Below are 16689 nucleotides of genomic sequence, written 5' to 3'. Positions count from 1 at the left end.
CCTTTAATTAAAATGGTAAATCATCGTCATCAATATCATTAGTACCGTTAAATGGATTATTATTGTTCGGCTTATCGTCCTCATTTTTCCATTGATGGTTGACTTGTTCGAATTTTGTACGTTTAAAGCCCCACGGTGCGACACGATTGATTGTTTTTGTTTCGCCTTTGTACTCATTTTCTTCTTGTTTTACATAAACTCTGACAGGCTTTCCGCGGAAGAGACTTAACAAGTGTTCGAAGTCTTTGATTTCTGTTCCTTCTGGTACACCGACACCATTTAGATAATGCATGAAGTTTTCCATTTTGTATTTGTAAGCACCATCAATATGACGTTTCCATTCATCTACAAAGATATAGCGGTTCGGATATTTTGCATTTGTTTCTGCTAGATCAGGTGCTTTTTCCAAGTCGTTGCGGACCACTAAAGTTAATTGTGTTGACTCTTTGCCGTTAGGTGTTGCTTTTTCTGTTGCGTTTTTGATAACTACTTCGTATTCACCTTCTGGTAATGGTCCGTAATTGCTTTCCTCGATATTTGAATAATCAGTTGTAAATAATGACATAATATAAAACTCCTTTAATAATTGTATTTTTGTTTGATTGGTTTTAAATCTGAATATAAAACTGGAAACGGTGCATTTTGATAATATGGATAATTAAACTTAATCCAGCTTTCTTTGTAACCATTTGCTTTTGCATACAAATAGTAATCTTCCAAAGTTTTAAGTTCTGATTTATCTATGTTGCTTTTGCTGTATTTAACTAATGTGTAATCAATTTCGAATGGGTCGATTTCAGTCAATTCTGCTTCGACATGTTCCATTTCACTTTTTTTGACTTCTGTTTCATTGACATGTCCGCATGCAGGACAAGCAGTATTTTCGGATTCATACACTGTAAAGCATTCATCACATGTGGTTAAACTGGGTGCATCCTCGTCTTTACGTTTCTTTTTCTTATAACCTTTGAAGTATTTATTCCAGTTATGCGGATAATCTGGCAAGTTGTGTCTTGCATAATTCCCGACATGATCAATGATTGTTGCTGCTTTGTTTGGTTGATAACGCATTGACCGCATAGCTTGCTGCATGTATAACACTAATGAATCTGTTGGCCTTGCAAGAATGACGCATGTACAATCTGGCACGTCGAAACCTTCACTGATTAAGTCCACATTGCATAAAACTTTGATATGACCGTCTCTGAAATCTTCCATAATCTGTTCTCTTTTGACTGCAGGTGTATTTGCGTCTGCATGAACCGCATTTATACCTTGATGTTCAAATTGATATGCAATTGCTTTGCTTGCTTCAACACTGTGGGCGTAAAGAATAGTTTTTTGACCATCAGCAAGCTTTTGATAATTGCCGACGATATCCCCGTAAATCGCTTTAGGTATAGCCTCATCCATTGATTTTTTAGTATAATCACCTTGCGAATTTTTCTTTAATTTATCGGTATCTGCTAGCACAACACTTTTGTATTTATAAGGCGCTAGTTTCTGATTGTTGATTAGCCAGCGTACTGATGGACCTTCAACCATGTGAGGATAGATATCGGTAAAACCATCGCCTGATGCCCTCCATGGTGTTGCGGTAAAACCTAACCGCAATGCTTTGTCAAAATGTTTATAAATGTCTTTGTACGTCTGCGCTCTCGAATGATGCGTTTCATCTGTCAGAATAATAGCTGGTGTTTGTATTGCATGCAGATTGTTCTTAGCACGCTTTTCCGAATAGATATCAACTTGCGATAGATCAACACCATGTTTATTCAAGGTGTTTGTAATCTGAAATATCAATTCTCGTCTGTGTACGATGAACAGAACCCTGTTTCGTCTTTGTGCCGCATTCTTAACAATTTCTGCAATCATGACTGACTTACCGCTACCTGGGAGGCGACTGTATTAATACGCCATTTGTTTCCGAAAAAAGTTTGCGTGCTTTATTTACAAGTTCTAGTTGGTAGTCATAGAGTTTAAACATGTCGCTTTTCACCGTCCTTTAAATTAAAACTGCATTCAGGGCATACCTTATTGCCAGTAACTATAACTGAATGGCAATTTGGGCATTCTGGTAATACTACCTCACCCGTTCTTTCAATTGCAGTTGCAATTTCAATTAAACTATGTGAAATATCTGTAAGAGGAATATCCAACATAGTATCTGCTTGGTTATTTCTTACACCCTCTTCTAAAATCTCATTTCTTTTTCTCTCTTGTTCAGATTTAACTAATTCAATCGCTAAATGTGGTAGGATATCCTTTGTTATCCCTAATTTTTTATCTTTAGAAATTACTTTTATATCTTCGATAGCGTCCATAAAGTCATAGCTTGCATTTAACTTAACCATCACTGTCACCTACCTTAAACAAATCCTCTTGCAAGCAATGTTCTCTGTTGTCTAATTGATTTTTAGCAAAGACGTTATTGCTTGGCGTTAGTATAAAGCCACGTTTACCAGACTTCTCGTTAAACACTAATCTCGCTACGACTTGACAAAGACCTGCTACGTTGTCGCGAATGGTTTTACGTATATCTGGGACAGCTTGCGTAATTTGTTGCCCTGCAGGCGTGTAGTTTTCATAATTCGTTTCCCAAGCAAGAAATACTAAACGTTTTTTTAAGCTTTGAAGGAAGCGCAAACTATCAATAGTGAAGAAGTCTACACGTTGGTAATGACTCATCTCTGGTACACGTTCGTTTTTACCATTACGCCCTAAGTTTGCTAACATTGATCTAAACAATTCTGAAATGTTGTCGATAGCGATAGTGTCGTATTGGTTAAGAATTTCTTTATTGTCCGCTAACCATTTCATTAATTCGCCCCACTCTTTCCAAGCTTCGTGGGTATTAAATTCTAAGATATCGATATTTTCGTTACCTTTTAATGGACGTTCTGATTTGTCCACATTGATATATAATGTTCTGCCTGGTAAGAAATTCAATGTGTGTGTTTTTCCTGTTCCAGGTTTCGCATAAATAAGATAAGTTGCTTTGTCTGTCTGAATATCTTTAGCGCTTGTAATGTTAAAACTCATTATTTAATCACCAGGCTTTCACTCTCACGCAATTCTGCACCATGCACATCTGCACCGTTTTGAATATCTACTTTGAGTGCTTTCTTATCCAGTTTTGGTGCTTGTTCAATAAAGTATGATTTATCAATCAGTTTTTCATTTGTGATGTAGACGCTCGGTGCATTTCTACGTTTATAAATGTAGTTTGTAGATGTTCGATAATTTTTTAAATCACGATATTCAAGCATATCCTGCAGCAATGTTTTAAGCGTGTGGATAAAAGTCTGCTTCTGTTTCTTCACTGTCTGCAAACGTTTGATTTCTTTGTCCACAGTTTCAATGTCGCCCTCTACACTTCGAATAAGTCCGATTGTGTTATCGACTTTGACATCAATACTCGCTTCGATAGATTCCATTGTGTCTTTCAAAACTTCTGGGTCGATACCTTGTTCCATCTGATCCAACAATTCTTTGTAATCTTGATTAAGATTGAATAGGTTTGCCATTGTGTACGACCTCCTTCAAATGTTCAATTTTGTCTTCTAAGTAATCTATTTCAATACGTAAGTTTTGACAAGTTTCTTGTAGATCCTCTATTTGTATATTTTTACGTTCATTACTACGAATCAAATTATCGTATGTTTCTAAACTAATTGTGATATATTCTTTAGTCATGATTGACTACCTCCAATAATTTTTGTAAGCTTGAAGTGGATAATTTCCCACTCTTTTGACTTCGACTGTTAGCAATTGCCCTTGCTAGCAGTCTTTTTTAATACTTAATCGTAAATAACGTAATATACTCTTCGTCGTCATCGACTGCTTCCTCTGCTTCATCTTCTTCGAAGTACCAGACATCGAAGAACAGAAAAACTGCTAACGAAGCTATAAATCCCCACGCCATCGATATAATTGCATCGCTTGTTATTGCACTTAGAATGAATGACGTTACAAACCAAAATGCGTATGCTATCCAGAATGACTTCATTGTTTCACCTCTTTTAAAATTCATCTCTATATTTACGTAAAAACTCATATGCCTTTGGTCCATCAAATCTAAAATCTCTTATTCCATCACGTGGATAAGTAGCGATACCTTCATTTTCTAAAATCTTTCTGAATCTTGCTTTCTGTAAAATCCTTTTATTCACAGTTGTTTCTGACTTAAATGGAGATTGATCAATAAAATCTTTCTTGGACCATATCGCTTTTTGTTGATTCATCAACAACTGTGTGTGAATATCTTTTTCAATCAATACATATTCTTCCGGTATATTGATTTGCACACTGAGTGTTTGTGTCATTAGTGGAACCTCCTATCTTGTATACTTGTATATCTATAATTCATTAGTTTTTATTAATTAAATACGTGCTATAATCCTTTTATAGCTACTGCGTTGGATTGGGGGTGTTAAGAATGGTTAATATCCAAAAATTCCCTTTTACTTATGAAGTCAAGGCTCCTAAGAATGGTGGTACTAAGGAATTTATAATAGATACACCTTGGCTTGACGAATATGAAAATTGGCAAGATGGAATGCAGCATGATGAAATTTACCAAACTGATGATTTAAAAATATTTGAGCAACAATATGATAACGGCTTTCATGTAATGTTCATTCAGTTTCCTGACAAGATCATCATCAAGAGTAATTGGGCGTTAGATTATAATAGTAGAGAGGATAAGTATTTACCTCGCATTCAATAATTTTTAATTAATGAACCGTTTTTATTTATGGATAATTTAATTCCATGTCTTTTTCTTTTCGGCACTTTCTCTAATATCGTTGCAGCGATATATAAGAGGAGTGCTATTTTAATTGCTTTGAGTTTGCTCATTTTGTTTCCTCCTTTCGTGTATAATGTTGTTATCTCCTAGTGGAAGGAGGTGCGATTAGTGGATAAAATTCCATTTGATCCTCAGCATTTTGCTAATGCATATCTAAGTGTTCAAAACTTTAATCCAAAAGATTACACGAGTGAACAAGATATGATAAAAGAAGCGTTTGTCATTTATTTAATGGCATATGAACATGCTAGAGAATATTTTGAGAAGACCCAAAGCGACGATTAGTTTTTAATTTGTCGAAGTTTTTTATTTTAATCATTGGTCTTCTTGAATTTTTTTCAATCTTCCAAACCTTCCAAGTCACAACTGTCATTGTGATGAGGAGGGTTATTTTGTATAGTTTGTTCACTTTGTTTCCTCCTTAGTTCGTTCGATTATGGGATTTGTTCATAAATTTTCTGCTATACTCCTGTTAAGGGAGGTGAGTTAATATGAAATTAAATCATGATTGTGTAAGGCTATTATTATTAGAAATTGAATCTAATAAGAGAATTGGAGAACCACTTACTGAACACAATTTCAAAGATAATATCGTCTTTAAAAAATATGGTTTTGATACGGTGATGTATTCACTGTTAAAACTGAATGAAGCTGAATATCTCAATGTTCAGTTACTTTGAAAATCTGGATCTGTTCAAAGTTTTTTAATCAATGATATGACTTGGGAAGGTCATGAATTCTTAGACAATATCCGAGACAATAATACTTGGAAAGAGGTTAAAAGACTCGCAAGTAAAACCTCTAGTATGTCGTTGACCCTGATGAGTAAACTAGCTGTTCAATACCTTTCTCAAAAATTTAATCTATCTTAAATTCGATACCATCAATCAAAGCGTAAAAGTTATTTTTTAAATATGGATATTTTTTTAAAACCTTACTGATAAATATTTCTTGAATCATCAAGTTATATCCATCGTTGACTTGAAAATCTAACGGTCGTCTATTACCTGCTTCGTCATAGTAGTAATAGATGACTTTTTTATTTTGTTCTTGAATGTTCATTCCGTTTCCTCCTTTTAAAATAGAATCACTGAGAGAATTCCGAGAATCAGAGCAATTAGTGACATTGATAAAATCAGTAAATAAGGTAAATGCTCTTTCCAACCCCAAGGGTGGTTTTCTAAAGAAGTTTTTACATCATTTAAAAACTTGAACATTTGCGTTCCTCCTTTCTGCTATACTCCTATTGAGGAGGTGATAATATATGAGTTATAAAGAATTAAAGTGTATTGACACTTTGCTTAAATTAATCAGCAATGACCTGAAATTAGATTTTTTATACAAAATAATTTGTAAATGGAATAATCAATTTGTAACACTAGATCTTGTGATTCCTTTTGAATGGGATGATGAGTTTTATCTTTCAGAACCTAAAACTATCGCTTCACTTTCAGATGATAAAGCGAAGTTGTATACGGAAGTTAACTCTCAATACAATATGGTGAAAGAAAAATTCAAATTTAAGCAGTTGATAAATCATTACAAAAACCAAGAAACTAATTATTTAATGCTTTATCTTTTAGAAAATAATGATTTTTACGAATTTGATATGAATTGTTCTGATTATGCATATAACATCCAATCTCTAGATAAAAGCTGGAATATACCAATCATAAAAATTGATGATGATTTAGAATTCATTTCTTTACATTTGGTAAAACATGAACAAAATTAGATTCGAATTGTAACTTTGCATGAACGAGATTTAGGACCGCGTATGCTTCCTCATACGTTGGTTCTTTTTTCTTTATTGCTTGAAGAATTTCATTAGCTAACTCTTGGTGTTCTTGTGAGTAAAATTCTTCGAATGCTTGTTCTTTCAATGTATAAACCTTAAAAATTTGACTTCTACTTAATTTTTGATCTTACATGTTGTTTCCTCCTATTAAGTTGTTTGTGATTCTTTTTCTTTAAATCTCAATCTCTGATAATCTAACATCCTTGATAAATTGAATTGCTAAGTCTACATCTTTTCGTTTGATGTGGTTGTTAGGTGCGTTACCTTTCATTCCTAGATATTTTTTAGATTTAACTAATAATTTTGATTTAACTTTTCCTAATTGGTATCTGTACTCTTCTTTAGCTTTCTTGTTTGCTAATGCTTGTTCATATACATCTCCGATTAAGAATTCATCTATCGTTACTTGAATGCCAGCTTTTCCTAATATTTGTTCAGCTTTAGACTTGATAGCAAATTTGATAGCGTCAATGTCTTGTGGCGTTACATATTCGCCTTCGAATTTTTCGTTTAATTCTTCTAATTTTTGATTACTTACTTTTCCTGTTGAGATTAAATAATCAAGTTTATCACTTACTAACTGTTCAATGAGTTGGTTCATATCCTCTAATGAAGTAATTCCATAAGCGCTTGCTAATTGATTATGCTGTCTTTCTACTTTGATGAAGTAACCTCTGATTTTTCTTCCGATGTCACTACGTTGTATCATCGAAATTTCCTTTGCCATGTCGAGTGTCATGATGTGGTCAGTTATATTTGTATATGGATTGCGTGGATTATTGGTTAGACTTTTTTGACTAACCAAAATGTAATCAACATTTTCTTCAAAACCATAACCAATCATTCGGTTAATCCATTTAGTATATTGAGTTTCAATTTGTAAACCCTTATGCAATTCACGTCCACTTACTGCCACTGTTCCGTCTTCATTTCGTTTTAAGTTAAATAGTTGTTGAATTTCGTTCATATTTTCCTCCTATTAAGTAATTCGGTGCTTTTTGTTACCGTTTTGGTGACATATAATGTATAATAAATTTAACAAAGCAACGGAGGAAATTTAAAATGACTCAAGAAGAACTAGCAATTCATGTAGGCAATCAGATAAAGGTTTATAGAGAGAAACGAGGTTTAACTCAACAAGATTTAGCTGACAAATTAAATGTTAGTAGACAAGCTGTAAGCAGATATGAAAAAGGTCTTAGAAAAGCAAATCAAGATACACTTTTCGAGCTTTCTCATATTTTAAATTGTAGTATTGATGATTTCTTTCCTAAAGAAAAGAGAACAAAAGAACCTACTACTCTTGCCGCACACCTTGAAGGCGAGTTAAAGCAAGAAGATATAGATTACATCATGAGTTTAGTAGAAAGATTTAAAAACGAAGATAAATAAAGGGATTGGTTTTATTGTCACGTTATGAAGATTTATTAATGGAAATTGATTATGTAGAAATTAAAGACCACGTTCATTTACCTGATGGCTATAAAGGTTTTTATTCAGATGATTTAATTCTTATAGTCAAAAAGCTTAGTGATGCTGAGAAATTAGAAAACCTTTTTGAAGAATTAGGTCATCATAGATTTACGCATGGTAACATACTTGATCAATCAACTTTCAATAATCGTAAATTTGAAAATTACGCACGAAGACATGGTTATGAAAATTCTATATCTTTAAACAAGATTATAGACGCATACAAATACGGAGTAAGTAGCTTACATGAATTTGCTGAATATGTTCAATTAAGCGAAGAATACGTACATACAGTGTTACAACATTACAAAAACAAATTCGGTTTATCAACCTGCCACAATGGCTATCTTATACGTTTTGAGCCATTGCAGGTTTTTAAATATAAAAATTTAAATGAAGGAGAGTAACAATGTCGGAAAGAAAAGAATTAACAAACGAGGAACTTTTAGAAAGACAACAACAGCAATTTGAGCAGTACAAAAAAGAACAATCATCTAAATCTAAAAAGAAATGGTTATGGGGTTGTGGAGGTTGTTTAATTTTTGTAATTTTAATGGGAATAATTTTCAGCGCATGCTCAGCTACAATGGTCAATAGCGTAGATAAAGAATTGAATAAAGATAGTGCGGAAGTCAAAAAAGATGCGAACGCTACAAGAGAACAAACAGCCGCACTAAACTCTGCTAAAAATTATTCGGACACTTTGCACATGTCTAAACAAGGTATTTATGACCAATTGACATCTGAGGCAGGTGATAAGTTCTCTGCTGAAGATGCACAATATGCGATAGACTACTTAAAAGCCGACTATAAAGAAAACGCTGTTAAATCAGCGGAAAACTATGCTGAAACAATGAACATGAACATGTCTGACGATGCAATTTATGATCAATTAAAATCTGATGCAGGAGATAAATTCACTCCAGAAGAAGCAAGATATGGCGTTGACAATATGAGTAAATAACAGGGCATTCACTTGCCCTATTTTTATACCCCCTCCACTCTGGGGCGAAGGAGGTAAGAAATGGAATTTAAAAATTGGAAAGTTAATCTTGTGAGAATAAAATTGAAGAGTAGCAGAGATAGATATATTTGAGGTTAATATAATGGAGCGCCAATATCCCTAGATGATTTGAAAAGGGGCAAATAGACATATTTCAAACATAAAATATCTCATCTTATTTCGTTATTTATAAAATGTTCTTGCCAACACAGTAATTATTAATATAATTTAAATATAAACACTAAAACATCTAAGGAGATTGCTTATGAAAAAACTAAAATTATTATTTGAAGATAACCACTTAGTCAACAATGATGTCTACTGGAAGGCTGTATTAAAAGCTTTATTTCTCTCTTATATCTTTTATAATGCATTCGCATTAAGTGATTACGTTACAAAAAACTATATATTTGCAATCATTGCAATTATTATAATTATAATAGGAGTGTGGGCTACTAATAGATTAAAATTTAATTTGTTGCAATTTAAAAAAATAAACAAAAAAGATATATTAATTACTATACTAGGTTTCATTCTATTGTACTCTTTCGATGAAATATTTGAATATTTTAAACCTGGATTATCGCCTAACGACACATTAATTGTTCATGAATTCTCAGGAACACCTTTTATACTTCTAATAATTAGTATCGCACTTATTCCTGCTATTGTAGAAGAAATTATTTTAAGAGGATTTTTACTCCGTGTAGTTTTTAGAGGACATTTATTTATAGGATTAATTATTTCAAGTATTATTTTCGCGTTATTACATGAAGGAAATACTTTTATAGACTATATCCCTTATTTTTATTTTGGTCTTATTGTTGGTATATCTTATCTTATTACTAAAAGATTAGAAGTTGCTATAATTATTCATTTCTTAAATAACTTTATAACTCTTTTTGAATATTTTAACTAATCTAATTGGATATAGGGTACACCACCGTACCCTTATTATTTTTATACTTTTTTAGGAGGTATTGTAATGAATATAATTAAAAGAAACGGAAAGTGGCAATACGATTTCAGAATAGATACAAAGCGCTATAGAAAGCAAGGATTTCGAACCAAGAAAGAAGCCGAACAAGCAGGTGTAAAACGTTATAACGAGATAACAAAAGGTATTGATATTGAAAGTAATATTTCTTTTGAGTCTTATGCATCAAAATGGATAGAGACTTACAAAAAACCTTATATTTCATCAAAGACTTATAATGACAATAAAAGAACAATTAGCCGAATCGAAAAATATTTTAAAGGTAAACAAATGAATAAAATTACGCGTACACAATATCAAAACTTTCTAACTTACTATAAGGATAGATTATCACAAGATCAACTGGGCAGAATAAACTCGTTGTGTAAAAAAATAGTTGAATATGCAATATATGATGGAGTAATCATTAAAGATTTTACTGTAGGAATCCAAGTGAGATCCTCTAAAGAACCAATAAAAAAATAAACCGACAAATACCTAAATTTAAAAGAACTTAAATGTATCAAAAATTATTATTTAAATCGTCGTCATTACTTTGCTGCGTCAACATATTTAATATTACTAATGATAGAAACAGGAGGCCGTTTTAGCGATTGTATATACCTAAAGAGAAAGCATATAAACGAAGTTACTAACACCATTTTTCTTGATGGTAACAAGAATAAACACGCAAAAAGAACCGTAAAAGTTGCCAAAGAATGTATAGATCTGTTAATTACATTTGCAAATAATCACCCTAGCAGCTCAGAGGGCTATTTATTTACTCATAACGGTAAACTCATCACTAATGAGTCAATAAACAAGTCTATTAAACAAGCATGCTCAACATTGAAAATAAAAAGAAATATAACAAGTCATGCCTTCAGACATACCCATGCATCTTATTTAATATCCCAAAACATCAATATATATTATATTTCTAAAAGACTTGGCCATTCCGATATTAGTATGACACTCAATAAATATGGCCATCTTCTCGAAGAAGTTAGAGAGAAAGATGAAGATAAAACTATAAGTTTACTAAGAGCGTTATAGAAAAAGTGTGTCCAAAAACGTGTCCAAAACGTGTCCAAAATTTTAAAACCTTATGGTATTTTATGGAATCATTAAAAAAAGAAACCGCGTCATTATGCGGTTTCTAAAGTTTATTGGTAGGTTATGATGTCACAGAAATACCGGTGGCCGGGATCGAACCGGCACTCCATTGACTGGAACGGGATTTTGAGTCCCGCGCGTCTGCCAATTCCGCCACACCGGCATAATATGGAGCGGAAGATAGGATTTACACCCATATCTCATTCCGGGAAGGAATGTGTTCTAAGAGTTGAACTACTCCCGCATGTATAAAATATATGGAGCGGAAGATAGGATTTGCACCTATACCTCGTTCCGGGAAGGAACGTGTTCTAAGAGTTGAACTACTCCCGCGTAAATTAAAAATGGAGCGGAAAATAGGATTTACACCTATACCTCGTTCCGGGAAGGAACGTGTTCTAAGAGTTGAACTATTCCCGCATAAAATAATATATGGAGCGGAAGATAGGATTTACACCTATATCTCATTCCGGGAAGGAATGTGTTCTAAGAGTTGAACTACTCCCGCATAATAATTCATGGAGGCGGCAACCGGATTTGAACCGGTGAATAAAGGTTTTGCAGACCTTGGCCTTACCACTTGGCTATGCCGCCAAAAGCAAACTGGGCTAACTGGATTCGAACCAGTGAGTGACGGAGTCAAAGTCCGTTGCCTTACCGCTTGGCTATAGCCCATTAATAATAAAGGGCGACTGATGGGAATCGAACCCACGAATGTCGGAACCACAATCCGATGTGTTAACCACTTCACCACAGTCGCCATGGCAGGGGCAGTAGGAATCGAACCCACATCAAAGGTTTTGGAGACCTCTATTCTACCGTTGAACTATGCCCCTATTAAAAATAGATGGTGGAGGGGGGCAGATTCGAACTGCCGAACCCGAAGGAGCGGATTTACAGTCCGCCGCGTTTAGCCACTTCGCTACCCCTCCTGAGATGGTGCCGGCCAGAGGACTTGAACCCCCAACCTACTGATTACAAGTCAGTTGCTCTACCAGTTGAGCTAGGCCGGCAAAAATGGTTCAGGACAGAGTCGAACTGCCGACACATGGAGCTTCAATCCATTGCTCTACCAACTGAGCTACTGAACCATAATTAAATTAATGAATGGCGGTCCCGACGGGAATCGAACCCGCGATCTCCTGCGTGACAGGCAGGCGTGTTAACCGCTACACTACGGGACCAACATAATAAAATTGCGGGAGGCGGATTTGAACCACCGACCTTCGGGTTATGAGCCCGACGAGCTACCGAACTGCTCCATCCCGCGATAATGTTATTTTATAAATGGCGGAGGAAGAGGGATTCGAACCCCCGCGAGCCGTTAAGCCCCTGTCGGTTTTCAAGACCGATCCCTTCAGCCAGACTTGGGTATTCCTCCAAAAAATTATATGGACCTTGCAGGACTCGAACCTGCGACCGAACGGTTATGAGCCGTTAGCTCTAACCAACTGAGCTAAAGGTCCTAAATAATTTTACAACCTAATAATTAGTGGCGGTGGAGGGGATCGAACCCCCGACCTCACGGGTATGAACCGTACGCTCTAGCCAGCTGAGCTACACCGCCATTGTAAAGTTTGTTATGTTGTAATGAAATATATGGTGGAGACTAGCGGGATCGAACCGCTGACCTCCTGCGTGCAAAGCAGGCGCTCTCCCAGCTGAGCTAAGCCCCCATATTAATTTCTAAGGTTATCGGGAAGACAGGATTCGAACCTACGACCCCTTGGTCCCAAACCAAGTGCTCTACCAAGCTGAGCTACTTCCCGCAGAAATAAAGCGCGCCCGATAGGAGTCGAACCCATAACCTCTTGATCCGTAGTCAAACGCTCTATCCAGTTGAGCTACGGGCGCATTATTTAATTGGTGCCGAGGACCGGAATCGAACCGGTACGATAATCACTTATCGCAGGATTTTAAGTCCTGTGCGTCTGCCAGTTCCGCCACCCCGGCAAAAAAATGGAGCAGAAGACGGGATTCGAACCCGCGACCCCAACCTTGGCAAGGTTGTATTCTACCGCTGAACTACTTCTGCTTATATGCGGGTGAAGGGAGTCGAACCCCCACGCCGTAAGGCGCTAGATCCTAAGTCTAGTGCGTCTGCCAATTCCGCCACACCCGCGTTTAAATGGTGAGCCATAGAGGATTCGAACCTCTGACCCTCTGATTAAAAGTCAGATGCTCTACCAACTGAGCTAATGGCTCTGAGATGGTGCCGGCCAGAGGACTTGAACCCCCAACCTACTGATTACAAGTCAGTTGCTCTACCAGTTGAGCTAGGCCGGCTATTTAAATGGTGGAGAATGACGGGTTCGAACCGCCGACCCTCTGCTTGTAAGGCAGATGCTCTCCCAGCTGAGCTAATTCTCCATTTTAATACATTGCCTGGCAACGTCCTACTCTTGCGGAACGTAAGTCCGACTACCATCGGCGCTAAAGAGCTTAACTTCTGTGTTCGGCATGGGAACAGGTGTGACCTCTTTGCCATTGTCGCCAGACAATGGAATGTATTATACATTCAAAACTAGATAGTAAGTAAATTTCAATTCAACCAATCAAAACTTGAAATTTGATTAAGTCTTCGATCGATTAGTATTCGTCAGCTCCACATATCGCTATGCTTCCACCCCGAACCTATTAACCTCATCATCTTTGAGGGATCTTATAACCGAAGTTGGGAAATCTCATCTTGAGGGGGGCTTCATGCTTAGATGCTTTCAGCACTTATCCCGTCCATACATAGCTACCCAGCTATGCCGTTGGCACGACAACTGGTACACCAGAGGTATGTCCATCCCGGTCCTCTCGTACTAAGGACAGCTCCTCTCAAATTTCCTACGCCCACGACGGATAGGGACCGAACTGTCTCACGACGTTCTGAACCCAGCTCGCGTACCGCTTTAATGGGCGAACAGCCCAACCCTTGGGACCGACTACAGCCCCAGGATGCGATGAGCCGACATCGAGGTGCCAAACCTCCCCGTCGATGTGAACTCTTGGGGGAGATAAGCCTGTTATCCCCGGGGTAGCTTTTATCCGTTGAGCGATGGCCCTTCCATGCGGAACCACCGGATCACTAAGTCCGTCTTTCGACCCTGCTCGACTTGTAGGTCTCGCAGTCAAGCTCCCTTATGCCTTTACACTCTATGAATGATTTCCAACCATTCTGAGGGAACCTTTGAGCGCCTCCGTTACACTTTAGGAGGCGACCGCCCCAGTCAAACTGCCCGCCTGACACTGTCTCCCGCCATGATCAATGGCGCGGGTTAGAAATCCAACACAGCTAGGGTAGTATCCCACCAGCGCCTCGGCGTAAGCTGGCGCTCACGCTTCTAAGGCTCCTACCTATCCTGTACAAGCTGTGCCGAATTTCAATATCAGGCTACAGTAAAGCTCCACGGGGTCTTTCCGTCCTGTCGCGGGTAACCTGCATCTTCACAGGTACTATGATTTCACCGAGTCTCTCGTTGAGACAGTGCCCAAATCGTTACGCCTTTCGTGCGGGTCGGAACTTACCCGACAAGGAATTTCGCTACCTTAGGACCGTTATAGTTACGGCCGCCGTTTACTGGGGCTTCGATTCGTAGCTTCGCAGAAGCTAACCACTCCTCTTAACCTTCCAGCACCGGGCAGGCGTCAGCCCCTATACATCACCTTACGGTTTAGCAGAGACCTGTGTTTTTGATAAACAGTCGCTTGGGCCTATTCACTGCGGCTCTTCAGAGCGTGAACCCTAAAGAGCACCCCTTCTCCCGAAGTTACGGGGTCATTTTGCCGAGTTCCTTAACGAGAGTTCTCTCGCTCACCTTAGAATTCTCATCTTGACTACCTGTGTCGGTTTGCGGTACGGGCACCAGTTATCTAGCTAGAGGCTTTTCTCGACAGTGTGAAATCAACGACTCGAGGAAAACATGTTTTCCTCTCCCCATCACAGCTCAACCTTGAGAATGGCGGATTTGCCTACCATTCAGTCTCACTGCTTGGACGTGCACTCCAACAGCACGCTTCGCCTATCCTACTGTGTCCCCCCATCGCTTAAAACGATAAATGGTGGTACAGGAATATCAACCTGTTATCCATCGCCTACGCCTGTCGGCCTCGGCTTAGGACCCGACTAACCCAGAGCGGACGAGCCTTCCTCTGGAAACCTTAGTCAATCGGTGGATGGGATTCTCACCCATCTTTCGCTACTCACACCGGCATTCTCACTTCTAAGCGCTCCACATGTCCTTGCGATCATGCTTCGACGCCCTTAGAACGCTCTCCTACCATTGTCCTACGGACAATCCACAGCTTCGGTAATATGTTTAGCCCCGGTACATTTTCGGCGCAGTGTCACTCGACTAGTGAGCTATTACGCACTCTTTAAATGATGGCTGCTTCTAAGCCAACATCCTAGTTGTCTGGGCAATACCACATCCTTTGCCACTTAACATATATTTTGGGACCTTAGCTGGTGGTCTGGGCTGTTTCCCTTTCGAACATGGACCTTATCACCCACGTTCTGACTCCCAAGTTAAATTGATTGGCATTCGGAGTTTGTCTGAATTCGGTAACCCGAGAGGGGCCCCTCGTCCAAACAGTGCTCTACCTCCAACAATCATCACTTGAGGCTAGCCCTAAAGCTATTTCGGAGAGAACCAGCTATCTCCAGGTTCGATTGGAATTTCTCCGCTACCCTCAGTTCATCCGCTCACTTTTCAACGTAAGTCGGTTCGGTCCTCCATTCAGTGTTACCTGAACTTCAACCTGACCAAGGGTAGATCACCTGGTTTCGGGTCTACGACCAAATACTCAACGCCCTATTCAGACTCGCTTTCGCTGCGGCTCCACATTTGCTGCTTAACCTTGCATCAGATCGTAACTCGCCGGTTCATTCTACAAAAGGCACGCCATCACCCATTAACGGGCTCTGACTACTTGTAAGCACACGGTTTCAAGTTCTTTTTCACTCCCCTTCCGGGGTACTTTTCACCTTTCCCTCACGGTACTGGTTCACTATCGGTCACTAGAGAGTATTTAGCCTTGGGAGATGGTCCTCCCGGATTCCGACGGAATTTCACGTGCTCCGTCGTACTCAGGATCCACTCAAGAGAGAATAAACTTTCGACTACAGGACTCTTACCTTCTCTGGTTCAACTTTCCAGTACGATTCGTCTAATTTATTCCTTTGTAACTCCGTATAGAGTGTCCTACAACCCCAATGAGCAAGCTCATAGGTTTGGGCTCTTCCCGTTTCGCTCGCCGCTACTCAGGGAATCGATTTTTCTTTCTCTTCCTGCGGGTACTAAGATGTTTCAGTTCTCCGCGTCTGCCTTCTGACATGCTATGTATTCACATGTCGATAACACAACATAACTTGTGCTGGGTTTCCCCATTCGGAAATCTCTGGATCAACGCTTACTTACAGCTACCCAAAGCATATCGTCGTTAGTAACGTCCTTCTTCGGCTTCTAGTGCCAAGGCATCCACCGTGCGCCCTTAATAACTTAATCACGTTATTAATATTGTGA

At 38.2% G+C, this 16689-nt stretch carries 21 protein-coding genes, 26 tRNA genes, 2 rRNA genes and 1 pseudogene; 10 read left to right on the top strand and 40 right to left on the bottom strand.

Annotation, left to right across the window (positions count from 1 at the left end; translation table 11 throughout):
- Positions 1-7 precede the first annotated feature (7 nt).
- The 8 genes from MUA90_RS05630 to MUA90_RS05595 all read right to left on the bottom strand — a co-directional run bounded on the left by MUA90_RS05630 (position 8) and on the right by MUA90_RS05595 (position 4325).
- Complete coding sequence (locus MUA90_RS05630) at positions 8-565, bottom strand: DUF669 domain-containing protein (protein ID WP_262583334.1); 558 nt, start codon at positions 563-565, stop codon at positions 8-10.
- Between the two features lie 14 nt (positions 566-579).
- Positions 580-1875 (bottom strand): DEAD/DEAH box helicase, encoded by a 1296-nt coding sequence (locus MUA90_RS05625; RefSeq protein WP_262588626.1) that lies wholly within the window; start codon positions 1873-1875, stop codon positions 580-582.
- A 104-nt stretch (positions 1876-1979) separates the two neighbouring features.
- Entirely contained in the window at positions 1980-2354 is a 375-nt protein-coding gene (locus MUA90_RS05620) for a zinc ribbon domain-containing protein (protein ID WP_262588625.1), read from the bottom strand.
- Positions 2347-3042: an AAA family ATPase gene (locus MUA90_RS05615; RefSeq protein ID WP_262588624.1), complete on the bottom strand. Its 696-nt coding sequence runs from the start codon at positions 3040-3042 to the stop codon at positions 2347-2349. Before MUA90_RS05615 ends, MUA90_RS05620 begins: the two co-directional genes overlap by 8 nt.
- Positions 3042-3527, bottom strand: coding sequence for a siphovirus Gp157 family protein (locus MUA90_RS05610; protein WP_262588623.1), 486 nt, complete (start codon positions 3525-3527; stop codon positions 3042-3044). Before MUA90_RS05610 ends, MUA90_RS05615 begins: the two co-directional genes overlap by 1 nt.
- Complete coding sequence (locus MUA90_RS05605; protein WP_262588622.1) at positions 3505-3696, bottom strand: hypothetical protein; 192 nt, start codon at positions 3694-3696, stop codon at positions 3505-3507. Before MUA90_RS05605 ends, MUA90_RS05610 begins: the two co-directional genes overlap by 23 nt.
- A 97-nt stretch (positions 3697-3793) precedes the next feature.
- Positions 3794-4009, bottom strand: coding sequence for a hypothetical protein (locus tag MUA90_RS05600; protein ID WP_262588621.1), 216 nt, complete (start codon positions 4007-4009; stop codon positions 3794-3796).
- A gap of 13 nt (positions 4010-4022) precedes the next feature.
- Positions 4023-4325, bottom strand: a complete 303-nt coding sequence (locus MUA90_RS05595; RefSeq protein WP_262588620.1) for a DUF771 domain-containing protein — start codon at positions 4323-4325, stop codon at positions 4023-4025.
- A 113-nt stretch (positions 4326-4438) separates the two neighbouring features.
- On the opposite strand from MUA90_RS05595, the gene MUA90_RS05590 reads away from it, so the two are divergent.
- Entirely contained in the window at positions 4439-4729 is a 291-nt protein-coding gene (locus MUA90_RS05590; RefSeq protein ID WP_262588619.1) for a hypothetical protein, read from the top strand.
- Here MUA90_RS05590 and MUA90_RS05585 read toward each other — a convergent pair.
- Positions 4723-4860, bottom strand: a complete 138-nt coding sequence (locus MUA90_RS05585; RefSeq protein ID WP_262586876.1) for a hypothetical protein — start codon at positions 4858-4860, stop codon at positions 4723-4725. The two genes, MUA90_RS05590 and MUA90_RS05585, sit on opposite strands and share 7 nt — an antisense overlap.
- A 58-nt stretch (positions 4861-4918) precedes the next feature.
- Here MUA90_RS05585 and MUA90_RS05580 point away from each other — a divergent pair, with 58 nt between their 5' ends.
- Entirely contained in the window at positions 4919-5095 is a 177-nt protein-coding gene (locus MUA90_RS05580) for a hypothetical protein (protein WP_262588618.1), read from the top strand.
- A 206-nt stretch (positions 5096-5301) separates the two neighbouring features.
- Positions 5302-5682: pseudogene (locus MUA90_RS05570) on the top strand (DUF2513 domain-containing protein).
- On the opposite strand, the gene MUA90_RS05565 reads toward MUA90_RS05570, so the two are convergent.
- Together MUA90_RS05565 and MUA90_RS05560 are read right to left on the bottom strand one after the other, a co-directional pair.
- Entirely contained in the window at positions 5669-5866 is a 198-nt protein-coding gene (locus MUA90_RS05565; RefSeq protein ID WP_262588809.1) for a hypothetical protein, read from the bottom strand. The pseudogene MUA90_RS05570 and the gene MUA90_RS05565 sit on opposite strands and share 14 nt — an antisense overlap.
- Positions 5867-5886: 20 nt before the next feature.
- Positions 5887-6027, bottom strand: coding sequence for a hypothetical protein (locus MUA90_RS05560; RefSeq protein WP_262588617.1), 141 nt, complete (start codon positions 6025-6027; stop codon positions 5887-5889).
- 47 nt (positions 6028-6074) lie between these two features.
- Here MUA90_RS05560 and MUA90_RS05555 point away from each other — a divergent pair, with 47 nt between their 5' ends.
- Positions 6075-6545 (top strand): hypothetical protein, encoded by a 471-nt coding sequence (locus MUA90_RS05555; RefSeq protein WP_262588616.1) that lies wholly within the window; start codon positions 6075-6077, stop codon positions 6543-6545.
- A gap of 235 nt (positions 6546-6780) precedes the next feature.
- Here MUA90_RS05555 and MUA90_RS05550 read toward each other — a convergent pair whose 3' ends face one another.
- Positions 6781-7575, bottom strand: coding sequence for an antA/AntB antirepressor family protein (locus tag MUA90_RS05550; protein ID WP_262588615.1), 795 nt, complete (start codon positions 7573-7575; stop codon positions 6781-6783).
- A 95-nt stretch (positions 7576-7670) separates the two neighbouring features.
- Between MUA90_RS05550 and MUA90_RS05545 the strand changes: the two genes are divergently transcribed.
- The 6 genes from MUA90_RS05545 to MUA90_RS05520 all read left to right on the top strand — a co-directional run bounded on the left by MUA90_RS05545 (position 7671) and on the right by MUA90_RS05520 (position 11116).
- Positions 7671-8000: a helix-turn-helix transcriptional regulator gene (locus MUA90_RS05545; protein WP_262588614.1), complete on the top strand. Its 330-nt coding sequence runs from the start codon at positions 7671-7673 to the stop codon at positions 7998-8000.
- A 14-nt stretch (positions 8001-8014) separates the two neighbouring features.
- Positions 8015-8488, top strand: coding sequence for an ImmA/IrrE family metallo-endopeptidase (locus MUA90_RS05540; RefSeq protein ID WP_262588613.1), 474 nt, complete (start codon positions 8015-8017; stop codon positions 8486-8488).
- 2 nt (positions 8489-8490) lie between these two features.
- The gene (locus MUA90_RS05535) at positions 8491-9045 is read left to right on the top strand and encodes an Ltp family lipoprotein (protein WP_262588612.1); all 555 of its coding nucleotides are present in this window, start codon (positions 8491-8493) and stop codon (positions 9043-9045) included.
- Positions 9046-9349: 304 nt separating this feature from the next.
- The gene (locus MUA90_RS05530) at positions 9350-10003 is read left to right on the top strand and encodes a CPBP family intramembrane glutamic endopeptidase (RefSeq protein WP_262588611.1); all 654 of its coding nucleotides are present in this window, start codon (positions 9350-9352) and stop codon (positions 10001-10003) included.
- 66 nt (positions 10004-10069) lie between these two features.
- The gene (locus MUA90_RS05525) at positions 10070-10546 is read left to right on the top strand and encodes a tyrosine-type recombinase/integrase (protein ID WP_262588610.1); all 477 of its coding nucleotides are present in this window, start codon (positions 10070-10072) and stop codon (positions 10544-10546) included.
- A 36-nt stretch (positions 10547-10582) separates the two neighbouring features.
- On the top strand, positions 10583-11116 hold the full coding sequence (locus MUA90_RS05520) for a tyrosine-type recombinase/integrase (RefSeq protein ID WP_316959808.1): 534 nt from the start codon (positions 10583-10585) through the stop codon (positions 11114-11116).
- A gap of 138 nt (positions 11117-11254) precedes the next feature.
- Here the strand turns inward: MUA90_RS05520 and MUA90_RS05515 are convergent.
- The 28 genes from MUA90_RS05515 to MUA90_RS05380 all read right to left on the bottom strand — a co-directional run bounded on the left by MUA90_RS05515 (position 11255) and on the right by MUA90_RS05380 (position 16671).
- A tRNA-Leu gene (locus MUA90_RS05515) sits at positions 11255-11339 on the bottom strand.
- A 6-nt stretch (positions 11340-11345) separates the two neighbouring features.
- A tRNA-Gly gene (locus MUA90_RS05510) sits at positions 11346-11420 on the bottom strand.
- 14 nt (positions 11421-11434) lie between these two features.
- A tRNA-Gly gene (locus MUA90_RS05505) sits at positions 11435-11509 on the bottom strand.
- 12 nt (positions 11510-11521) lie between these two features.
- A tRNA-Gly gene (locus MUA90_RS05500) sits at positions 11522-11596 on the bottom strand.
- A gap of 13 nt (positions 11597-11609) precedes the next feature.
- Positions 11610-11684 (bottom strand) — tRNA-Gly (locus MUA90_RS05495).
- 11 nt (positions 11685-11695) lie between these two features.
- A tRNA-Cys gene (locus MUA90_RS05490) sits at positions 11696-11770 on the bottom strand.
- Between the two features lie 9 nt (positions 11771-11779).
- A tRNA-Gln gene (locus MUA90_RS05485) sits at positions 11780-11851 on the bottom strand.
- A gap of 12 nt (positions 11852-11863) precedes the next feature.
- Positions 11864-11936: transfer RNA gene (locus MUA90_RS05480), tRNA-His, on the bottom strand.
- A gap of 2 nt (positions 11937-11938) precedes the next feature.
- Positions 11939-12012: transfer RNA gene (locus tag MUA90_RS05475), tRNA-Trp, on the bottom strand.
- A gap of 12 nt (positions 12013-12024) precedes the next feature.
- Positions 12025-12108: transfer RNA gene (locus tag MUA90_RS05470), tRNA-Tyr, on the bottom strand.
- 5 nt (positions 12109-12113) lie between these two features.
- Positions 12114-12189: transfer RNA gene (locus tag MUA90_RS05465), tRNA-Thr, on the bottom strand.
- 5 nt (positions 12190-12194) lie between these two features.
- Positions 12195-12267, bottom strand: a tRNA-Phe gene (locus tag MUA90_RS05460).
- Between the two features lie 17 nt (positions 12268-12284).
- Positions 12285-12360: transfer RNA gene (locus MUA90_RS05455), tRNA-Asp, on the bottom strand.
- Positions 12361-12372: 12 nt separating this feature from the next.
- Positions 12373-12446 (bottom strand) — tRNA-Met (locus MUA90_RS05450).
- Positions 12447-12464: 18 nt separating this feature from the next.
- Positions 12465-12557 (bottom strand) — tRNA-Ser (locus MUA90_RS05445).
- Between the two features lie 11 nt (positions 12558-12568).
- Positions 12569-12642, bottom strand: a tRNA-Ile gene (locus MUA90_RS05440).
- A 27-nt stretch (positions 12643-12669) separates the two neighbouring features.
- Positions 12670-12743, bottom strand: a tRNA-Met gene (locus tag MUA90_RS05435).
- A gap of 33 nt (positions 12744-12776) precedes the next feature.
- A tRNA-Ala gene (locus tag MUA90_RS05430) sits at positions 12777-12852 on the bottom strand.
- Between the two features lie 19 nt (positions 12853-12871).
- Positions 12872-12945: transfer RNA gene (locus MUA90_RS05425), tRNA-Pro, on the bottom strand.
- Between the two features lie 11 nt (positions 12946-12956).
- A tRNA-Arg gene (locus MUA90_RS05420) sits at positions 12957-13030 on the bottom strand.
- A gap of 10 nt (positions 13031-13040) precedes the next feature.
- Positions 13041-13129 (bottom strand) — tRNA-Leu (locus tag MUA90_RS05415).
- Between the two features lie 7 nt (positions 13130-13136).
- Positions 13137-13211: transfer RNA gene (locus MUA90_RS05410), tRNA-Gly, on the bottom strand.
- Between the two features lie 5 nt (positions 13212-13216).
- Positions 13217-13298: transfer RNA gene (locus tag MUA90_RS05405), tRNA-Leu, on the bottom strand.
- A 7-nt stretch (positions 13299-13305) separates the two neighbouring features.
- Positions 13306-13381: transfer RNA gene (locus MUA90_RS05400), tRNA-Lys, on the bottom strand.
- 5 nt (positions 13382-13386) lie between these two features.
- Positions 13387-13462 (bottom strand) — tRNA-Thr (locus MUA90_RS05395).
- Positions 13463-13470: 8 nt separating this feature from the next.
- Positions 13471-13546: transfer RNA gene (locus MUA90_RS05390), tRNA-Val, on the bottom strand.
- Positions 13547-13559: 13 nt separating this feature from the next.
- Positions 13560-13674, bottom strand: a 5S ribosomal RNA gene (rrf, locus tag MUA90_RS05385).
- 71 nt (positions 13675-13745) lie between these two features.
- Positions 13746-16671: ribosomal RNA gene (locus MUA90_RS05380) — 23S ribosomal RNA — on the bottom strand.
- Between the last annotated feature and the right edge of the window lie 18 nt (positions 16672-16689).

This window comes from Staphylococcus sp. IVB6181 (assembly GCF_025561445.1).
GTDB classification, from domain to species: domain Bacteria; phylum Bacillota; class Bacilli; order Staphylococcales; family Staphylococcaceae; genus Staphylococcus; species Staphylococcus simulans_B.
Note: the sequence above shows the minus strand (reverse complement) of the source record. Positions and strands in the feature narration are given on the sequence as shown.